This window comes from Leucobacter sp. (assembly GCF_053528595.1).
In genome coordinates, this window is record NZ_JAIVPF010000025.1 from 34,164 (window position 1) to 48,140 (window position 13,977).

Annotated in this window: 22 protein-coding genes; 17 read left to right on the top strand and 5 right to left on the bottom strand. The window is 67.5% G+C overall.

The annotated features are described in order from the left end of the window. Positions 1 to 54: 54 nt before the first annotated feature. Positions 55 to 1,026, bottom strand: a complete 972-nt coding sequence (locus ACWKZU_RS04525) for a LysR family transcriptional regulator (protein WP_449281204.1) — start codon at positions 1,024 to 1,026, stop codon at positions 55 to 57. A gap of 78 nt (positions 1,027 to 1,104) precedes the next feature. Here ACWKZU_RS04525 and ACWKZU_RS04530 point away from each other — a divergent pair, with 78 nt between their 5' ends. Together ACWKZU_RS04530 and ACWKZU_RS04535 are read left to right on the top strand one after the other, a co-directional pair. Beyond that, positions 1,105 to 2,886 carry an FAD-binding protein gene (locus ACWKZU_RS04530; protein ID WP_449281205.1) on the top strand — a complete coding sequence of 594 codons (1,782 nt, stop codon included), beginning with the start codon at positions 1,105 to 1,107 and terminating at the stop codon, positions 2,884 to 2,886. A 302-nt stretch (positions 2,887 to 3,188) separates the two neighbouring features. Further along, entirely contained in the window at positions 3,189 to 4,331 is a 1,143-nt protein-coding gene (locus tag ACWKZU_RS04535) for a DUF4192 family protein (RefSeq protein WP_449281206.1), read from the top strand. Here the strand turns inward: ACWKZU_RS04535 and ACWKZU_RS04540 are convergent. The 4 genes from ACWKZU_RS04540 to ACWKZU_RS04555 form a co-directional block, all read right to left on the bottom strand. After that, positions 4,318 to 5,763, bottom strand: a complete 1,446-nt coding sequence (locus ACWKZU_RS04540; RefSeq protein WP_449281207.1) for a recombinase family protein — start codon at positions 5,761 to 5,763, stop codon at positions 4,318 to 4,320. The genes ACWKZU_RS04535 and ACWKZU_RS04540 overlap by 14 nt on opposite strands. A 138-nt stretch (positions 5,764 to 5,901) precedes the next feature. Then, positions 5,902 to 6,489 (bottom strand): hypothetical protein, encoded by a 588-nt coding sequence (locus ACWKZU_RS04545; protein ID WP_449281208.1) that lies wholly within the window; start codon positions 6,487 to 6,489, stop codon positions 5,902 to 5,904. Positions 6,490 to 6,506: 17 nt separating this feature from the next. Next, positions 6,507 to 6,998 (bottom strand): hypothetical protein, encoded by a 492-nt coding sequence (locus ACWKZU_RS04550; protein WP_449281209.1) that lies wholly within the window; start codon positions 6,996 to 6,998, stop codon positions 6,507 to 6,509. An 8-nt stretch (positions 6,999 to 7,006) separates the two neighbouring features. Beyond that, positions 7,007 to 7,516 (bottom strand): helix-turn-helix domain-containing protein, encoded by a 510-nt coding sequence (locus tag ACWKZU_RS04555; protein ID WP_449281210.1) that lies wholly within the window; start codon positions 7,514 to 7,516, stop codon positions 7,007 to 7,009. Positions 7,517 to 7,596: 80 nt separating this feature from the next. Between ACWKZU_RS04555 and ACWKZU_RS04560 the strand changes: the two genes are divergently transcribed. The 15 genes from ACWKZU_RS04560 (at position 7,597) to ACWKZU_RS04630 (ending at position 13,974) form a co-directional block, all read left to right on the top strand. Beyond that, positions 7,597 to 7,866, top strand: a complete 270-nt coding sequence (locus tag ACWKZU_RS04560) for a helix-turn-helix domain-containing protein (RefSeq protein ID WP_449281211.1) — start codon at positions 7,597 to 7,599, stop codon at positions 7,864 to 7,866. Further along, positions 7,863 to 8,633: a phage antirepressor gene (locus tag ACWKZU_RS04565; protein WP_449281212.1), complete on the top strand. Its 771-nt coding sequence runs from the start codon at positions 7,863 to 7,865 to the stop codon at positions 8,631 to 8,633. Before ACWKZU_RS04560 ends, ACWKZU_RS04565 begins: the two co-directional genes overlap by 4 nt. An 80-nt stretch (positions 8,634 to 8,713) precedes the next feature. After that, positions 8,714 to 8,848: a hypothetical protein gene (locus tag ACWKZU_RS04570; RefSeq protein ID WP_449281213.1), complete on the top strand. Its 135-nt coding sequence runs from the start codon at positions 8,714 to 8,716 to the stop codon at positions 8,846 to 8,848. An 88-nt stretch (positions 8,849 to 8,936) separates the two neighbouring features. Next, positions 8,937 to 9,086 carry a hypothetical protein gene (locus ACWKZU_RS04575; RefSeq protein ID WP_449281214.1) on the top strand — a complete coding sequence of 50 codons (150 nt, stop codon included), beginning with the start codon at positions 8,937 to 8,939 and terminating at the stop codon, positions 9,084 to 9,086. 6 nt (positions 9,087 to 9,092) lie between these two features. Beyond that, on the top strand, positions 9,093 to 9,317 hold the full coding sequence (locus ACWKZU_RS04580; RefSeq protein ID WP_449281215.1) for a hypothetical protein: 225 nt from the start codon (positions 9,093 to 9,095) through the stop codon (positions 9,315 to 9,317). Positions 9,318 to 9,321: 4 nt separating this feature from the next. Further along, positions 9,322 to 9,744: a RusA family crossover junction endodeoxyribonuclease gene (locus tag ACWKZU_RS04585; protein ID WP_449281216.1), complete on the top strand. Its 423-nt coding sequence runs from the start codon at positions 9,322 to 9,324 to the stop codon at positions 9,742 to 9,744. Then, complete coding sequence (locus tag ACWKZU_RS04590) at positions 9,741 to 10,040, top strand: hypothetical protein (protein WP_449281217.1); 300 nt, start codon at positions 9,741 to 9,743, stop codon at positions 10,038 to 10,040. The genes ACWKZU_RS04585 and ACWKZU_RS04590 overlap by 4 nt, the downstream gene beginning before the upstream one ends. Before the next feature lie 8 nt (positions 10,041 to 10,048). After that, the gene (locus ACWKZU_RS04595; protein WP_449281218.1) at positions 10,049 to 10,252 is read left to right on the top strand and encodes a hypothetical protein; all 204 of its coding nucleotides are present in this window, start codon (positions 10,049 to 10,051) and stop codon (positions 10,250 to 10,252) included. Continuing rightward, on the top strand, positions 10,249 to 10,842 hold the full coding sequence (locus ACWKZU_RS04600; protein ID WP_449281219.1) for a pentapeptide repeat-containing protein: 594 nt from the start codon (positions 10,249 to 10,251) through the stop codon (positions 10,840 to 10,842). Before ACWKZU_RS04595 ends, ACWKZU_RS04600 begins: the two co-directional genes overlap by 4 nt. Beyond that, entirely contained in the window at positions 10,842 to 11,648 is an 807-nt protein-coding gene (locus ACWKZU_RS04605; RefSeq protein ID WP_449281220.1) for a hypothetical protein, read from the top strand. Before ACWKZU_RS04600 ends, ACWKZU_RS04605 begins: the two co-directional genes overlap by 1 nt. Continuing rightward, the gene (locus ACWKZU_RS04610) at positions 11,645 to 12,523 is read left to right on the top strand and encodes a hypothetical protein (protein ID WP_449281221.1); all 879 of its coding nucleotides are present in this window, start codon (positions 11,645 to 11,647) and stop codon (positions 12,521 to 12,523) included. Before ACWKZU_RS04605 ends, ACWKZU_RS04610 begins: the two co-directional genes overlap by 4 nt. Then, positions 12,523 to 12,963, top strand: coding sequence for a hypothetical protein (locus ACWKZU_RS04615; protein ID WP_449281222.1), 441 nt, complete (start codon positions 12,523 to 12,525; stop codon positions 12,961 to 12,963). The genes ACWKZU_RS04610 and ACWKZU_RS04615 overlap by 1 nt, the downstream gene beginning before the upstream one ends. A gap of 5 nt (positions 12,964 to 12,968) precedes the next feature. After that, the gene (locus ACWKZU_RS04620; protein ID WP_449281223.1) at positions 12,969 to 13,370 is read left to right on the top strand and encodes a hypothetical protein; all 402 of its coding nucleotides are present in this window, start codon (positions 12,969 to 12,971) and stop codon (positions 13,368 to 13,370) included. Further along, positions 13,367 to 13,552, top strand: a complete 186-nt coding sequence (locus ACWKZU_RS04625) for a hypothetical protein (RefSeq protein ID WP_449281224.1) — start codon at positions 13,367 to 13,369, stop codon at positions 13,550 to 13,552. The genes ACWKZU_RS04620 and ACWKZU_RS04625 overlap by 4 nt, the downstream gene beginning before the upstream one ends. Further along, positions 13,549 to 13,974, top strand: a complete 426-nt coding sequence (locus ACWKZU_RS04630; RefSeq protein WP_449281225.1) for a hypothetical protein — start codon at positions 13,549 to 13,551, stop codon at positions 13,972 to 13,974. The genes ACWKZU_RS04625 and ACWKZU_RS04630 overlap by 4 nt, the downstream gene beginning before the upstream one ends. The last annotated feature ends 3 nt before the right edge of the window (positions 13,975 to 13,977 follow it).

Consider the following 13,977-nt stretch of genomic DNA (forward strand, 5'->3'; position numbering starts at 1 on the left):
GACGTCGCAGGATCCGCCTCGAGTGCCTCGCACCAGATGCGGCCGCCGTGCTCGCTACGCCCGCTCCACGAGCCGGGCCGTGGCGCTGCCGGGCTCCGTCAGGCGGTCGGCGGTCTCCCGCACGAGCGCCTGCAGCGCCGCGCTCGCGTGCGTCGGCGCCATGTCCGAGCGGCGGGCCACGCTGATCGTGCGGGTCATCGCGTCTCCCGCGAGCGGGGCGGCTCGCAGCTGCGGCCGGTCCACCGCCACCATGGCGGGCACGACCGCGACGCCGATCCCCCGCTCCGCGAAGCTCAGCGCGGCGTCCATCTCGGCGCCCTCGACGGCCACCGTGGGCGCGAGCCCCTTCGCCGCGAAGGCGGTGTCGACCGCGACCCGCAGGTCGTAGTTCTCCGGGAACAGCACCTGCGGCACCTCGGCCAGCTCGCGCAGTTCGATGGCCGGGGATCCCGAGCCCCGCGCCGATCCGGAACCCTCCCGCCCGAACGGATCGGGCATCGCGGCCGACGAGACCACCACGAGCCGCTCGCTCAGGATGGGCTCGCGTTCGAGCACCGCTCGCGCCGCGCCCGACGAGACGCTCGTCACGATGAGCGCCAGGTCGAGGGAGCCCTCCATGAGCTCCGCGATGAGGCTGCGCGACCCCCGTTCGAGGATCTCGATGTCGATTCCCGGATAGCGCGCGCGGAACTCGGCCAGCACCTCGGCCACCAGGCTCGTGCAGAGCGTCGGCGTCGCCCCCAGCCGCACCCTGCCGCGGCGCAGTCCGGCGAGCTCGGCCATCTCACCGCGGGCCGCCTCGGCGTCGGAGAGCATGCGTCGCGCGATCGGCAGCAGGCGCTCGCCCGCCGCGGTCAGGGTGACGTTGCCCCGGGCGCGGTGGAAGAGCTCGACGCCGAGTTCCTGCTCGAGACTCGAGATCTGCCGGCTCAGCGAGGGCTGCGCGAGGTGGAGGCGTTCGGCCGCCCGGGTGAAGTGCCCGGTCTGCGCGATCTCCGCGAACCCCCGGAGCTGTTCGAGATTCATGATCCATAGCCTAATCGCATCGTCATCATCCATACTATTCATTGGAGTAATCGAATGCGGATGCCTAACGTGGTCCGCATGAACACCAACGCAGCAGGCTCCATCACCGCGAGCCACGACACCGCCACCCGCGAGCGCCTCCTCTCCACCTCCGTGCTGGTCATCGGCACGGGCGGCGCCGGCCTCCGCGCCTCGATCGAACTCGCCGAGCGGGGGGTGCAGGTGCTCACGGTCGGCAAGCGACGCAAGCACGACGCCCACACCACGCTCGCCGCGGGCGGCATCAACGCCGCCCTCGGCACGATCGACCCCGAGGACAGCTGGCAGCAGCACGCCGCCGACACCCTGCGCGAGTCGTACTTCCTCGGCGATCCCGCGATCATCGAGGTCGTCACGAAGAACGCCGCCCGCGGCATCGAGGATCTCGAGCGGTGGGGCATGCCCTTCGCCCGCGAGGCGGACGGGCGGATCAGCCAGCGCTTCTTCGGGGCGCACAAGTACCGCCGCACCTGCTACGCCGGCGACTACACCGGGCTCGAGATCCAGCGCACCCTGCTGCGCCGCGCCCGCGAGCTGAACGTGCCCATCGTCGACACCATCTACATCACCCGCCTGCTCGCGGCCGACGGCAGGATCTTCGGCGCCTACGGCTTCGACATCGTCGACGGCACCCCGGTGCTCATCCACGCCGACGCCGTGATCCTCGCGGCCGGCGGCCACAACCGCATCTGGCGCAACACCTCCTCGCGCCGCGACGAGAACACCGGCGACTCGTTCCGCCTGGCCGCGCTCGCGGGCGGCAGGATCCGCGACGCCGAGCTCGTGCAGTTCCACCCGTCGGGCATCCTGGAGCCCGCCGATGCCGCCGGCACGCTCGTATCCGAGGCCGCACGCGGCGAGGGCGGGATCCTTCGCAACGCGCTCGGCGAGCGCTACATGGAGCGCTACGATCCCGAGCGCATGGAGCTCTCGACCCGCGACCGCATCGCCCTCGCGAGCTACACCGAGATCATCGAGGGCCGCGGCACCACCAACGGCGGCGTCTACCTCGACGTGTCGCACCTGCCGCGCGAGACCATCTTCGAGAAGCTCCCGCGCGTGTACCGCACCCTCATCGACCTCCAGATGCTCGACATCACCGAGGAGCCCATCGAGATCGCCCCCACCGCTCACTACTCGATGGGCGGCGTGTGGGTCGACGCCGAGAAGCACAGCACCGGCGTCGACGGCTTCTACGCCATCGGCGAGGCCTCCTCGGGCCTCCACGGCGCCAACCGCCTCGGCGGCAACTCCCTCATCGAGCTGCTCGTGTACGGCCGCATCACGGGCACCGACGCCGCCGAGTACGTGTCGGGGCTCGCGCAGGTGACCCGCTCGGCCGACGCGGTCGGCGAGGCCCGCGCCGAGATGCAGAACCTGCTCTCGGGCAAGGGCACGGAGACGCCGCGCCTGCTGCAGCGCCAGGTGCGCAATCTCATGACCGAGCACGCGGGCGTGGTGCGCAGCGAGGCCGGCCTGCGCGAGGGCATCGAGAAGCTCGCCGCCATCGAGGATCGCGCCGGCAACCTGGGTGTGCACCCCGACATCGCCGGATTCGACGACCTCGCCCACGCCTTCGACCTATACGGCTCGCTGCTCGCCGCGCGAGCCACGCTGGAGTGCGCGGTCGAGCGGCGGGAGACCCGCGGCTGCCACAACCGCTCCGATTTCCCCGAGCAGAACGACGAGCTGCGCGGCAGCTTCGTCTGGACGCCCGAGGGCGGCGTCACCTTCGAGCGCGTGGCCGAGGCGCCCGACTCGTTCCGCGACCTCGCCTACGACGCCATCGACACCTCGGTCGCCGGCAAGCTCGTGGAGTAGGCGGGGCGGCCCGGTTCTCCTCCCTCGCCGCAGTTCGGGGGTCGGGGCGAGCCGGGTGCCCCCGCCCCGGTTCAGGGGGTGGATCGCGGTTCGGGTGGAGGTATTCCGGGAGTACCTCCGCCCGAGCCGCAGTCCCCGGGGCCCCGAGAGGCGGGACCGGGCCCCGCACTCTCGCGGGAGGAGAGCCCTCTGACGCGTGAATCTTCGCTCACAACGAGGCGATATCAGCGCATCGGCACGAAGATTGCTTCCGGCATGTGAGCAACCCCGTCCCGTTCACCACGACGGCGCAGGATCGATGCATGAACGATCCCACCCTCGACCAGCCCGAAGTGATCCGCTGCCGCAGCACCGCAGACTTCCTCGCCGCTCTCCCCCGGCTCGTCGGCTTCACCGCTTCGGACAGCATCTTCGTGGTGTTCTTCTCGAGGAAGCGCGCGGGACGGGCGATGCGAGTCGATCTGCCGCCGTCCGAAAGCCCGAGCGATTCGGTGGCGCTGCTCGATCTGATCTGCGACGCCCTGCACGACCCCGGTTCGGTGCACGGCGTCGTCTCGGCGCCGGCCGTCGTGATCTCGAGCAGCCAGACCTTCGCCGAGGCCGGCGGCCCGCCGTGGCGCAGCCTCGCGAGACGCCTCGAGCGGCGTCTGCGCCGCGAGGGACTCCGCCCGCGAGAGCTGTGCTGCATCGCACCCGACGGCTGGATCAGCTACCTCGACCCCGCGGCCCCGACCGCGGGACGGCCGCTCAGCGAGATCGATGAGAGCCCCATCGCACTCGAGGCCCGCCTCCGCGGCGATACGCCCCCCGCGCTGTCGGAGCTCGGGTCGATCCCCGAGCCGCAGCCGGGGCGATGGGCGGCCGTGACGGCCGCGCTCGAGGACACCACCCCGTTCGATAGGCCGGACCCGACCCCGCAGGCCGGCGGCGACGAACCGGAGGAGCGGATCGCCCGCACGGGATCCCGAGGCGACTTCGTCTCCCGGCTGGCCGATCATCTGGAGCATCCGCCTCCGCCGGAGGCGTACGCCTGGATGGCGGACACCGCCCAGGTGGTGCGTGCTCTCCGAGACGAGGAGCAGCCGCTCGATCCGGCGATGACCGCTCGGCTCATCCGCTGCGCCCAGCATCCGGACCGCTGGCTGCTGCTCGCACTCGGCGTGCTCACGCGACCGGAGTTCCCGGAGGAGCTGGCGCGGGACATGGGACCGGCCCAATTCTCGGGCGTACCGGTCGACCTGGACGGCGGACCGGAGCCGCTCCGGGCGGGGTGGTCGATCCGGCGCATCCTCGTGAGCATCAGCCCCGATTTCACCGACTTCGAGCGCATCCCCGAGATCCGTCGCAGGCTGCTGACCGCGCTCTCCGAGACACCGCAGGATCTGCGCCCGGCTCTCCTCGCGCTCAGCGCCTGGGTGTGGTGGCTCGGGATCAATCATTCATAGATGACGCGGCATCAGACGGCTCCAGGACGACCGGTTCCCCTTGCCATCTGGGCAGCACCTCGATCAGACCATCAGCGCGCAGCGTCACTGTCTCGATGAGTGACCGCGCCACCGCCTGCTTCGCCTCGAGTTGCAACGAATCCCAACGTCGAATCAGCTCCACATTGCCCGTGAGGTACGCAGCGGGGGTCAGGACGGCCCGTGCGCGCGCAGCCTCGAGCGCTTCTGCTTTCTGCGTGGACTCGGCAAGGAGCATGTCCCGTGACCGCACGTAAGAGGCTTCCGGGACGAGGCCGGATGCGAGGTGCACGGTGAGTGCGTCAAGACGCTTCTCGATCGCGACGATCTCCCGCGCGAGGTGCTCAACGTCAACCGTTGGTGTCGGGTCGACGTTGATGTCGGCGGACGCTCCGAGCTCTTTCAGCCATGCCACTACCGCCCCGTCGACGCGCCACGTCGCGAGCGACATGACCGGATGAGTTAGAGGGCACCGGTAGCTCCGGTATCTAGTTTCTCGGTCGCCCCAACGGGAGCGCGCGTTGGTGCCGGAACGTTTGCGCCCGCAGTGGCACACGACGAGCGAGGTGAGTAGATGGTATGCCTGCTGGGGTGGGCGGGCAACGTACCGCCCGGCACGCATTGCGCGGTATCGCTCGTACTCCTCCCGGCTGATAATCGGGTCGTGGGCGCCGTCAGTCGTCTCGCCTTTGTAGGTGACGAGGCCGGCGTGGATTGGCGAGTCGAGGCACGACCGTACGGTTTGCCCTGCCCATGAGCCACCTCGTGGAGCGAGGATGCCTCGCTCGTTCAGCCAGTTCGCGATGTAGACGAAGCCACGACCTTCGAAATAGAACTGGTACATGTGCCGGATGATCGCCGTGTTCTCATCGGTGATGGTGATGCCGGCGTTGGTGGAGGTCCATCCCCAAGGCACCCGCCCAGCGGGTGGGAAGCCGAGGTTGAAGCGTCGTCGGTGTGCTTCTGCCCATTGCTCGCCGATTTGCTCGGACTGGAATGCGGCGTACTCGGTCATCACGCCCCGCGCGAAGCGTCCGCTCGCGGTGGCGGTGTCGATCGGCTCGGTCGCAGATTCGATGCGCCCGCCGGCGACCTCAACGCGGTCCGCAGCAAGGGCCCAGTCCTTCCGCGAGCGGGAGAGGCGCGACCACTTCCAGAGCACGATGACGTCCGCATCGCGTGACTCGATCATGTCCATCACTCGCTGCACCGCTGGCCGCTTCGCCCATGTTCTGCCGGAGATACCCTCGTCGACCTCGACGGCGACGACCTCGTAGCCGTATTGTGCGCAGTAGTCGCGGCCGGCGATTTCCTGCAGCTCGATCGAGATGGAGTCATCGCGCGCTATTGATTGGCGCAGGTAGAGCACCGCACGAGGCGGCGTATCCGGGACCGCGCGAATACGCGAGCTCATCGGCCTGCACCACGGAGAAAGGCGTGCTCGGCTACGGTAGTGTCCATCGGTTCACCTTTCTGGTGGGTCGTGTCCTGGCCCTCGTGGCGCGGTTCTTGCTTGCCGGCGGAACGCGCTGCGGGGGCATTTTGCGTTTGACTACTCGCGGGTCCAGGTACCGCAGCCCTTGATCTCGATGAACTCTCCTGCAGCGAGTGTGATCGTGGCAGGACCAGATTCCACAATGTTGTTGTCCACGATTCCCGCGTCAGAACCGGTGCCGGTCTTCCACGCGTAGTAGCACATTCCGGAACCGACGTTGGTGTTGTAGACGCCGGGCTCGACGGTCTTACCAACTGTATGGAACCCGTCGCGAAGCTCGCGGGCCGCCTTTTGTTCTTCGGCTTCCGAGACTTCTCCTTCGCGTTTGTCGAGTCCCGCCTCGCGCTCGTCCAGCGACTTTGCGCGAGCCTCATTGTCCTTGACACGCTCCTCGACCTTGGCGAAAGCCTGGTCTATCCGCACCCGTGCTTCCTCGGCAGCTTCATCGACCTCGCCACGGAGCTTTGTGTTCTCGCTGCGGGCCTCTGACAGCTGAGGTGAAAGCGAGGCAGTAACTAGCATCGCGCCCACAACCGCCCCGACGAGCAGGGCCCCTACCGCGATGTAGTAGGTCGTAGTGGCCTTTATCATCTTCGGCGACTCTGCCGGCTGCGGCTGATCTTCAGACGTAGTGTTCTCGGACATGATTCTCCTTGGAATGGCTAAATTGCGATCGAACTGAACCCGCAACGAAGCGGACGCTCGGACTTGAGACTGTGGCGGAACTCGCCGTCGTTGTCATAGTCCTCATCATCGAGGACGCCGAAGATGTCGCGCGGCGCTGCGAGCGCCTGCGCGTGGAGATGGTGTTGCTGGTAGAGCTCGACCATCCGACGAGTGGTGTTCAGGCGGTGAGCGATCGCGAGGGGGTGAGGATCCTCCAGCTCCGCGAGCCGATAGGGCTCAAGCTGGATGAGCACCTTTGCTGCGTGGATCCATGCTCGCTCTTCGGCCTCGGGCGAACTGCATCGGTCGCCGTTCTTCCTGTGCCCGAGTTCATGGGCCCCGGACTCGGCGCCCTGGACCGGGTCGAGCCTGTCGCTGATGAGGATGAGGTCTTGGTCATCCAGATACATCGCCCTCATAGGAAGAGGGAGTGCGGCGAACACGATACGCGCTCCTTGGCGCTCTGCCTCCGCGATCACTCTCTGCATGTTGCCTCCTACGGCAGTTCCTGGGATTGCTCTTGTTCTTCTTCGATGCCGTCGCGCTCGTCGGCGGCGAGAGCCACACCGCTCTGCCGGAGCGCCTCAACATCTACTTCTCCAATGTGGGGAATGCCATATTCGGACGAACCACCGACACTCGACGCATCGAAGGCCTCCTGCTCACGAGCGGCGCCTTCGGCGTCGTGGTCATGGTCGGCTGGCATTCCCGCTCTCTCTGCCGGTAGTTGACCATCATCGAGCATTTCCCTAGCGAGGATTTCGGCCTTCGCGAAAACCTCACTCGGGCTAACGTCGAGCAGATCCGCCAGGTGGAAGAGGTCATCGACGTCAATCGCCCGCTGCGCGTTCAGCGTCTTGTGCAGCGTAGAGCGATTGAGTCCAGCAGACTCCGCCAGGCTCTTGGCGCTGCGCTTCTGGCGAGCTAGCTCTGCCCGCAGTTCCTGCGCAACAGCCTCCGTCATCGGGCCGATCTTCCGTGCGTTGGCACCCTTTGCGTTCTGCATGTAAGGAATCCTAGATCATTTTTGCATATCCGCATACTTCAGGTTGACAACGTATGCACATGCGGCCTAGCGTTCTGCACATGAAGAACACGAGCATTCAGAAGAAGCACAGGCCGCGCGCCACGGGCATAGATCCACGGCGCATGCGGGTAGCCAATGAGGTTCGCGCATGCATCGCCCGTATCGGGGCCAGCCGCGCCGCCGTGGAAGACGCGATCGGCATCAGCCAGTCAGCGCTCTCGCGCAAGCTGAGAGGCGAGAGCGCCTTCACAGTCGATGAACTGCTCGGGCTCGCGTCGTTCCTCGATGTCGAAGCCTCTGAGTTCTTCCCGAAGGAGCGGGCACGATGAGCAACGTCGATCTCTTCAAGTTCGAAGGTCAGGAGATCCGCACGGTCGTGATCGATGGTGAGCCCTGGTTCGTCGCTGTCGATGTGGCGACTGTGCTCGGCTACAGCGAGCCGGGGCGCGCGGTGCGGCAGCATTGCAAGGGGGGTGCGAATCACACCCCCCTTGAGACGGCCGGTGGAACGCAGAACGTCCGCATCATCGCGGAGCCGGACGTGATGCGGATGATCGTCTCGTCGAAGCTCCCCGCAGCCGAGCAGTTCGAGCGGTGGGTGTTCGAGGACGTGCTCCCGACGATCCGGAAGACGGGCCGCTACGGGTCCGATGCTTCGATGCTCGCCGAGCTTCCATCTTCGCATCTGCTGCAACTCGCCGCCGAGACTGCGAGACGCGCAGAAGAGGCCGAGGCGAAGATCGCTGCCGACGCATCGAAGGTGATCTTCGCGGATGCGGTCGCCGCCTCCGAGGACACGATCCTGATCGGGCGGCTCGCGACGATCCTTCGGCAGAATGGCGACGACGTCGGCGAAATCCGATTGTTCCGACGCCTCCGAGAGGACGGTTACCTCTGCAGGACCGGCGCCGACCGGAACCGGCCGACGCAGCGCGCGATGGATCTCGGCCTGTTCGAGACGATCGAACGCACTGTGCAGGGTTCGGACGGGACACCTCGGCTCAAGTTCACGCCGAAGGTGACGGGCAAGGGTCAGCAGTACTTCATCGAGAAGTACGCACCGAAGGACCATCTTGCCCTTGAGGCGACACCGTGACCGCGCGCGCCGGTATCCCGTCTCGCGAGGATTGCCTGGCTACCGCTAGCCGTGCGCTCACCGCAGGGATCTTGCAGACCATGTCGATGGATCCCCACGAGGCCGCACTCGGCGCCTACATCCCGAATGTGACTCCCTCGGTCGAGGAACTCGAAGCCCAGATCCGTGGCTTCCACGCGGAGGCTGAGGCTCGCGCGAAGCAGCGCGCCGCCTAGAACGCTCCCGCTCTCCCAGCCCAAATTTTGCGCCCTCACTGGGGAGGGCTTCCATCACTGCACCCAATTTCCCGGAAGGAAACCCCTCATGGACCCCAAGATGACCCCTCGGATCGTGCTCTGCGAGTCCGACGAGTGCTCGCCTCGCGGTGCTGTGCGCCGCCCGCATGAGATCACGGCGGACTGCCGCGCCCCGCGCACGGTCGAGGAGCCGAAGCTGATCGAGGCAGAAGCGTGACCGGCCATGGACTGGACGCTCATCGTGTGGCGGTTCCTGCGCCTGCTCACCATCACCTCAGCACTCGCGGCCGGCACCGGGCTCCTGTCGGTGACTCCCCCGCTCGTGCAGGGGATCGCGGTGATGCCGGGTCTGCTCGTCGTGCTCGTGCTCGTCGTGGCCGCCTGGGCGGACTCGTCGACCGGGTGCGGGCGTGGTGGGGCGACGCTCTCGACGAGTTCGAGGAGATGAACCAGTGAGGTTCGAGCCGCGGGTCGCGTTCACCGTCGGCGGTGAGCCGCTCCCGAAGAGCCGACCGAGGGCGAAGGCCGGGCAGCGGGCGTTCACCCCGAAGCCGACCCGCGATGCGGAGAAGCGAGTTGCTGGGGCGTTCCGGTCCACCCATCCCGGGTTCGCCCCTCTGACTGGGCGGCTCATGTTCGTGGTCACTTTCTACCGCGCGACGCGGCGGCGGGTGGACGTCGACAACCTCGTGAAGCTCTGCACCGACGCCCTCAACGAGGTCGCGTACGTGGACGACGAGCAGATCGAAGAAATCCACGCCAAGCGCATCTACGGCGCCGGCGACACCGCTCGAACGATCATCCGGATCTTCGAGCAGCCAGAACTTCCCGACGACCAGGCCGGGAACACCGAGAAGGAAATGAGAGAGCGATGACTCTGAAGTACACCAGCAAGCGCCCCGACGAGGAGCTCGACGGGCTGCAGGCCCTCGAGGATCACTTCACCGAGGGCAACCCGGATGACGTCGTGGTGGTCGCCGTGATCACGCGGCACGGGATCTCGAAGGTGGATCCGTCGAACGAGTGGCAGGCGACGGTGCGCGTGAAGCACATCGAGCAGGTCACCGGGTCGGATGCCGAGCAGGTGAAGCGTCTGCTGTCGAGCCGATACGAGAAGCGCACCGGGAACGCGACGCTCGCGATCACGGACGACGGCGGTGATTCCGAGTGAGCTCGCGAGTGAAGAAGGAGCGTCGCGCGAGCGGGGTGAAGTTCTCGAAGCCGGCCAAGGTGCCGACCCCGCTCGAGCAGCGTCGCGAGTTCCGGGAGACGGTCCAGCGCCCCCTTGGGATGCGTCTCGGCGGCCAGGCGGTGCCGCGGTCGGAGAAGCAGATCAAGAAGGTCCGTGAGGCCTGGGGTATCGACGGAGGTGACGCAGCGTGACGAAGGACGAACTGATCAAGTCGCTCACCTCGGCCCGCAGCGAGGGCCGCCGTCCCTCCGCGCCGGCGTTCGCGAACCTGTGGGGCGCGGACCTGTGGGGCGCGGACCTGTGGGGCGCGAACCTGTGGGGCGCGAACCTGCGGGACGCGGACCTGCGGGACGCGAACCTGTGGGGCGCGGACCTGCGGGGCGCGGACCTGTGGGGCGCGAACCTGTGGGGCGCGAACCTGCGGGACGCGGACCTGCGGGACGCGAACCTGCGGGACGCGGACCTGCGGGACGCGAACCTGTGGGGCGGATTCCGCGTCGAGGGGCTGCCATCCGGGCAGGTCACCATGGTGCCCACCATCAACGGATGGTTCCTCCGTGTCGGCTGCTGGAAGGGCAGTCGAGAGGAACTGCGCGACCTCATCGCGAAGGACGAAGGGTGGCCGGAGGCAAGCGGGGATGAGATCTCCCGTCGGCGACCGGGCCTCGAAGCGATGCTCGCTCTCGCCGACGCGCACGCAGAACTGCACGCGGACAAACTCGCCCGCGTGATCGAGAAGTGGGGCGACACCGCCCAGAAGCAAGAAGGAGAGGTTGCCTGATGGCCGCCACGAAGAAGGCCGCGTCGGTATCGCGGTTCCGGAAGAGGAAGTACGGCAAGAACCACGCCTACTACCTCGACGACGTGAAGCTCGACGGTGTCACGTCGCTGCTCGGGAATGGGCTGCCGAAGCCAGCGCTCATCAATTGGGCGGCGAACGCGACCGCTGAGGCTGCGGTGGATCGGTGGGACGAACTCGCCGAGATGAAGCCCTCGGATCGACTCAAGACCCTCAAGGGCGCACGTTACGCCGTCACCGATGAGGCGAAGCAGCGCGGCACGGAGGTGCACGATCTCGCCGAGCAGCTCGCGCTCGGCAACGAGGTCGAGGTGCCTGATGCAATCGCAGGGCACGTGTCGTCGGCTCTGCGGTTCCTCGAGGACTTCGAGGTGGAGACGATCCTCACCGAGACGAGTGTCTTCCACGAGAAGGCGCTCTACGGCGGCACGTTCGATCTCCTCCTCCGGTCCAAGCTGCGCGAGCATGCGGGGAAGGTGATCCTCGCGGACTGGAAGACGAACCGAACGGGGATCTACCCGGAGACCGCGCTGCAGCTCACCGCGTACGCGAAGGCCACCCACTTCCTCGACGCCGACGGTGTCGAGCAGTGCATGGCGGATCTCGGGATCACGGACATCTGGGGGATCTGGATCCGCTCCGACGGGTACGAGGTGTACCCGATGGAGCTTTCGGATCGCACCTGGCAGGCGTTCGGGAACGTGGTCGCTGTCGCGCGTGGCGCCGCGAATCGGGACGTGGCGGACGAGTGGAAGGGGCGGGCGCTGCGCGTCGGTGAGGCAGCATGAGCACCGAGATCGCCCAGGTGGAGGCCGAGTCGACCACCACGCAGGAAGTCGTCCTTGAGGAGGAGCACGGGTCGCACGACCTGCTGCAGTTCACGCGCGACCTGCAGCTCTGCTACAACTTCGCCCGTTCCCTCGTCACGACCCCGTTCGTCCCGCAGCAGTACCAGGGCAACCCTGGGCATGCGGCCGCGGCGATCATGACCGCGCGCGGGGTCGGGATCATGGACCCGATGGCGGCGCTCCGGTCGCTCGACGTGATCCAGGGAACGCCCGCGTTCCGAGCGAACACGCTCCGTGCTCTGGCGCAGCGAGACGGTCATGAGATCTGGGTCGAGGAAGCGAACTCGCAGCGGGTCGTCATGAAGGGCCGGCGCCGCGGCGACGACCGGATCCAGGAGTCGATGTGGGACATGGACCGCGCGCGAGCGATGGGGCTGACCAACAAGGACAACTGGAAGAAGCAGCCGCAGGCGATGCTCACCGCCCGCGCGACGTCGGAGCTGGTGCGGTTGATCGCAGCCGACACGGTCGCGGGCCTCTACTCGGTGGAGGAACTGGCGGACGGCGAACAACCGGCCGACACCCCCGCCGTTGAAGCGAAGCCGGTTGCGAAGCGCACGATGCGGCGGAAGCGCGTGGAGCCCAAGCCCGCGGCGGAGGCCCCCGTGCCCGCTGAGCAGCCGGCAGGAGAGCCCGCGGCAGAGCCGGTGGCATCTCCGGACGAGGAGCCCGCAGAGCCCGCTCCCGACGAGCAGGCGTCGGAGCCATCTCCGGAGGTGGCTGAGACGTCGGAGGCGTTCGCGGGCGACCCGATGAAGCCGACTCCGGAGGAGCTCGCGGAGTGGGGCCAGATGCCGGACGGGTTCGGTAGCTGATGACCGAGTTGTCGGCCGAGGTGGTCGAGGGGTGGGTGGCGTCGATGCGGCAGGAAGTCGTGATCGAGGCCCCCACCCCGGGCGGGGTGCGAACCCCCGACCAGATCATCCGCGACCTCGAGAAGGTCGACGAGGTCGCGGCGCAGGCGCTCCGAGTGGTGAAGGAAGCCGACAAGGTGCGGGCTGCTGCTGCGGAGACGCTACTCAAAGCTCGCGCCGCGGCCGAGCAGTCGGCCGTCGGAAGAACGGCAGCAGCGCGGAAGGCCCACGCGGACCTCGCGGTGGCTGAGGAACGGGCGGAGCTGGAGCTCGCACGGATCGCCTACCGGTACGCGCAGGGACTCGCGGACCTGCTCGACAGCAGGCGCTCGAGCCTGCAGACGCAATCGAAGTTAGTGCTCGCCACAGTCCAGATGGCGGGCATCCCGAGGAGGGGTTGAACATCATGACGGTCATCGAGAAGATGCAGCTCGGCGCCGAGCGCCTGGCGAACTACGCGCAGGGGTACGCCGACGGCGTGGACACTGTCACGGCAGCGCTCACGAGCCATGCCGCGCACGCGTTCGAGGATGCGTCGGTCGAGGCGCAGCAGAAGCGGCCCGAGTGGGCAGAGGTCGCCCAGTTCGCGGACATCACCGCGGAACGCGACCGGGCCCGTGAGACGGCGGTGCGGCTCGAGCAGGAGCTCGCGGAGAAGGAACGAGAGCTCGACGAGACGCGGCAGCACATGATCAAGGGCGTGCTGCTCGCGGTGCAACGCGAGGCGATCAACTTCTCGACCTCGGACGCCGCTGCTGTGCAGTGCGCGACCAGCGACGCCGCCGAGAAGTTCGGAGTCGAACTGTGACGCTGCAGGACATCCACGTCGGCGACGTCGTCCGCGTCGACGACGAGACGAAGCCCTACCGGGTGGAGGAGCGCGATTCGAAGACCGGGATGCTCACCCTCGAAGCTCTGCACTCCCTCGACCGGGTCGTCTGGGAAGGCGTGCACGAGTTCAGGGTCACGAAGTCGGGAGTGTTCCAGTGACCGCACCGACGAAGGAGACCCGTCGCGACATGTACGAGCGCGACCTGGACCAGTGCGCAGCGTGCGGCCGGCGCGACCGGCTCTCACACCAGCACCGGCGGGCGGTGGGGATGGGTGGGTCGAAGACTCCCCCATCGATCACGGACTCGCTCACCCTGTGCTTCGAGTGCAACTGGCGGGCCGAGCACGACCTGCAGACCTTCGCCCTCGCATACGGGTGGAAAGTCCGCCGGTGGGTGAAGGATCCCGCCACGGTGCCGGTGTTCTACCCGTACTCGATCGGGTGGGCGCGTCTCACCGACGGCGGGGCAGCACTGCCGATCCATGCGGATGAGGCGGCGGAGATGATGCGCGAGGTCTACGGCGAGGAGTGGGACAAGTGGCGCGAAGAAGTCGGGGTCTTGACCCCAGAGAGGAGGTGATCT

What these genes read in the sequence shown, in the direction of transcription:
- ACWKZU_RS04590 (WP_449281217.1), top strand. Translation starts at nt 9,741, where the DNA reads ATGACTCTGAAGTACACCAGCAAGCGCCCCGACGAGGAGCTCGACGGG.
- ACWKZU_RS04545 (WP_449281208.1), bottom strand. Translation starts at nt 6,489, where the DNA reads ATGTCCGAGAACACTACGTCTGAAGATCAGCCGCAGCCGGCAGAGTCG.
- ACWKZU_RS04560 (WP_449281211.1), top strand. Translation starts at nt 7,597, where the DNA reads ATGAAGAACACGAGCATTCAGAAGAAGCACAGGCCGCGCGCCACGGGC.
- ACWKZU_RS04570 (WP_449281213.1), top strand. Translation starts at nt 8,714, where the DNA reads ATGTCGATGGATCCCCACGAGGCCGCACTCGGCGCCTACATCCCGAAT.
- ACWKZU_RS04605 (WP_449281220.1), top strand. Translation starts at nt 10,842, where the DNA reads ATGGCCGCCACGAAGAAGGCCGCGTCGGTATCGCGGTTCCGGAAGAGG.
- ACWKZU_RS04550 (WP_449281209.1), bottom strand. Translation starts at nt 6,998, where the DNA reads ATGCAGAGAGTGATCGCGGAGGCAGAGCGCCAAGGAGCGCGTATCGTG.
- ACWKZU_RS04525 (WP_449281204.1), bottom strand. Translation starts at nt 1,026, where the DNA reads ATGAATCTCGAACAGCTCCGGGGGTTCGCGGAGATCGCGCAGACCGGG.
- ACWKZU_RS04580 (WP_449281215.1), top strand. Translation starts at nt 9,093, where the DNA reads ATGGACTGGACGCTCATCGTGTGGCGGTTCCTGCGCCTGCTCACCATC.
- ACWKZU_RS04565 (WP_449281212.1), top strand. Translation starts at nt 7,863, where the DNA reads ATGAGCAACGTCGATCTCTTCAAGTTCGAAGGTCAGGAGATCCGCACG.
- ACWKZU_RS04540 (WP_449281207.1), bottom strand. Translation starts at nt 5,763, where the DNA reads ATGAGCTCGCGTATTCGCGCGGTCCCGGATACGCCGCCTCGTGCGGTG.
- ACWKZU_RS04615 (WP_449281222.1), top strand. Translation starts at nt 12,523, where the DNA reads ATGACCGAGTTGTCGGCCGAGGTGGTCGAGGGGTGGGTGGCGTCGATG.
- ACWKZU_RS04530 (WP_449281205.1), top strand. Translation starts at nt 1,105, where the DNA reads ATGAACACCAACGCAGCAGGCTCCATCACCGCGAGCCACGACACCGCC.
- ACWKZU_RS04620 (WP_449281223.1), top strand. Translation starts at nt 12,969, where the DNA reads ATGACGGTCATCGAGAAGATGCAGCTCGGCGCCGAGCGCCTGGCGAAC.
- ACWKZU_RS04610 (WP_449281221.1), top strand. Translation starts at nt 11,645, where the DNA reads ATGAGCACCGAGATCGCCCAGGTGGAGGCCGAGTCGACCACCACGCAG.
- ACWKZU_RS04555 (WP_449281210.1), bottom strand. Translation starts at nt 7,516, where the DNA reads ATGCAGAACGCAAAGGGTGCCAACGCACGGAAGATCGGCCCGATGACG.
- ACWKZU_RS04575 (WP_449281214.1), top strand. Translation starts at nt 8,937, where the DNA reads ATGGACCCCAAGATGACCCCTCGGATCGTGCTCTGCGAGTCCGACGAG.
- ACWKZU_RS04535 (WP_449281206.1), top strand. Translation starts at nt 3,189, where the DNA reads ATGAACGATCCCACCCTCGACCAGCCCGAAGTGATCCGCTGCCGCAGC.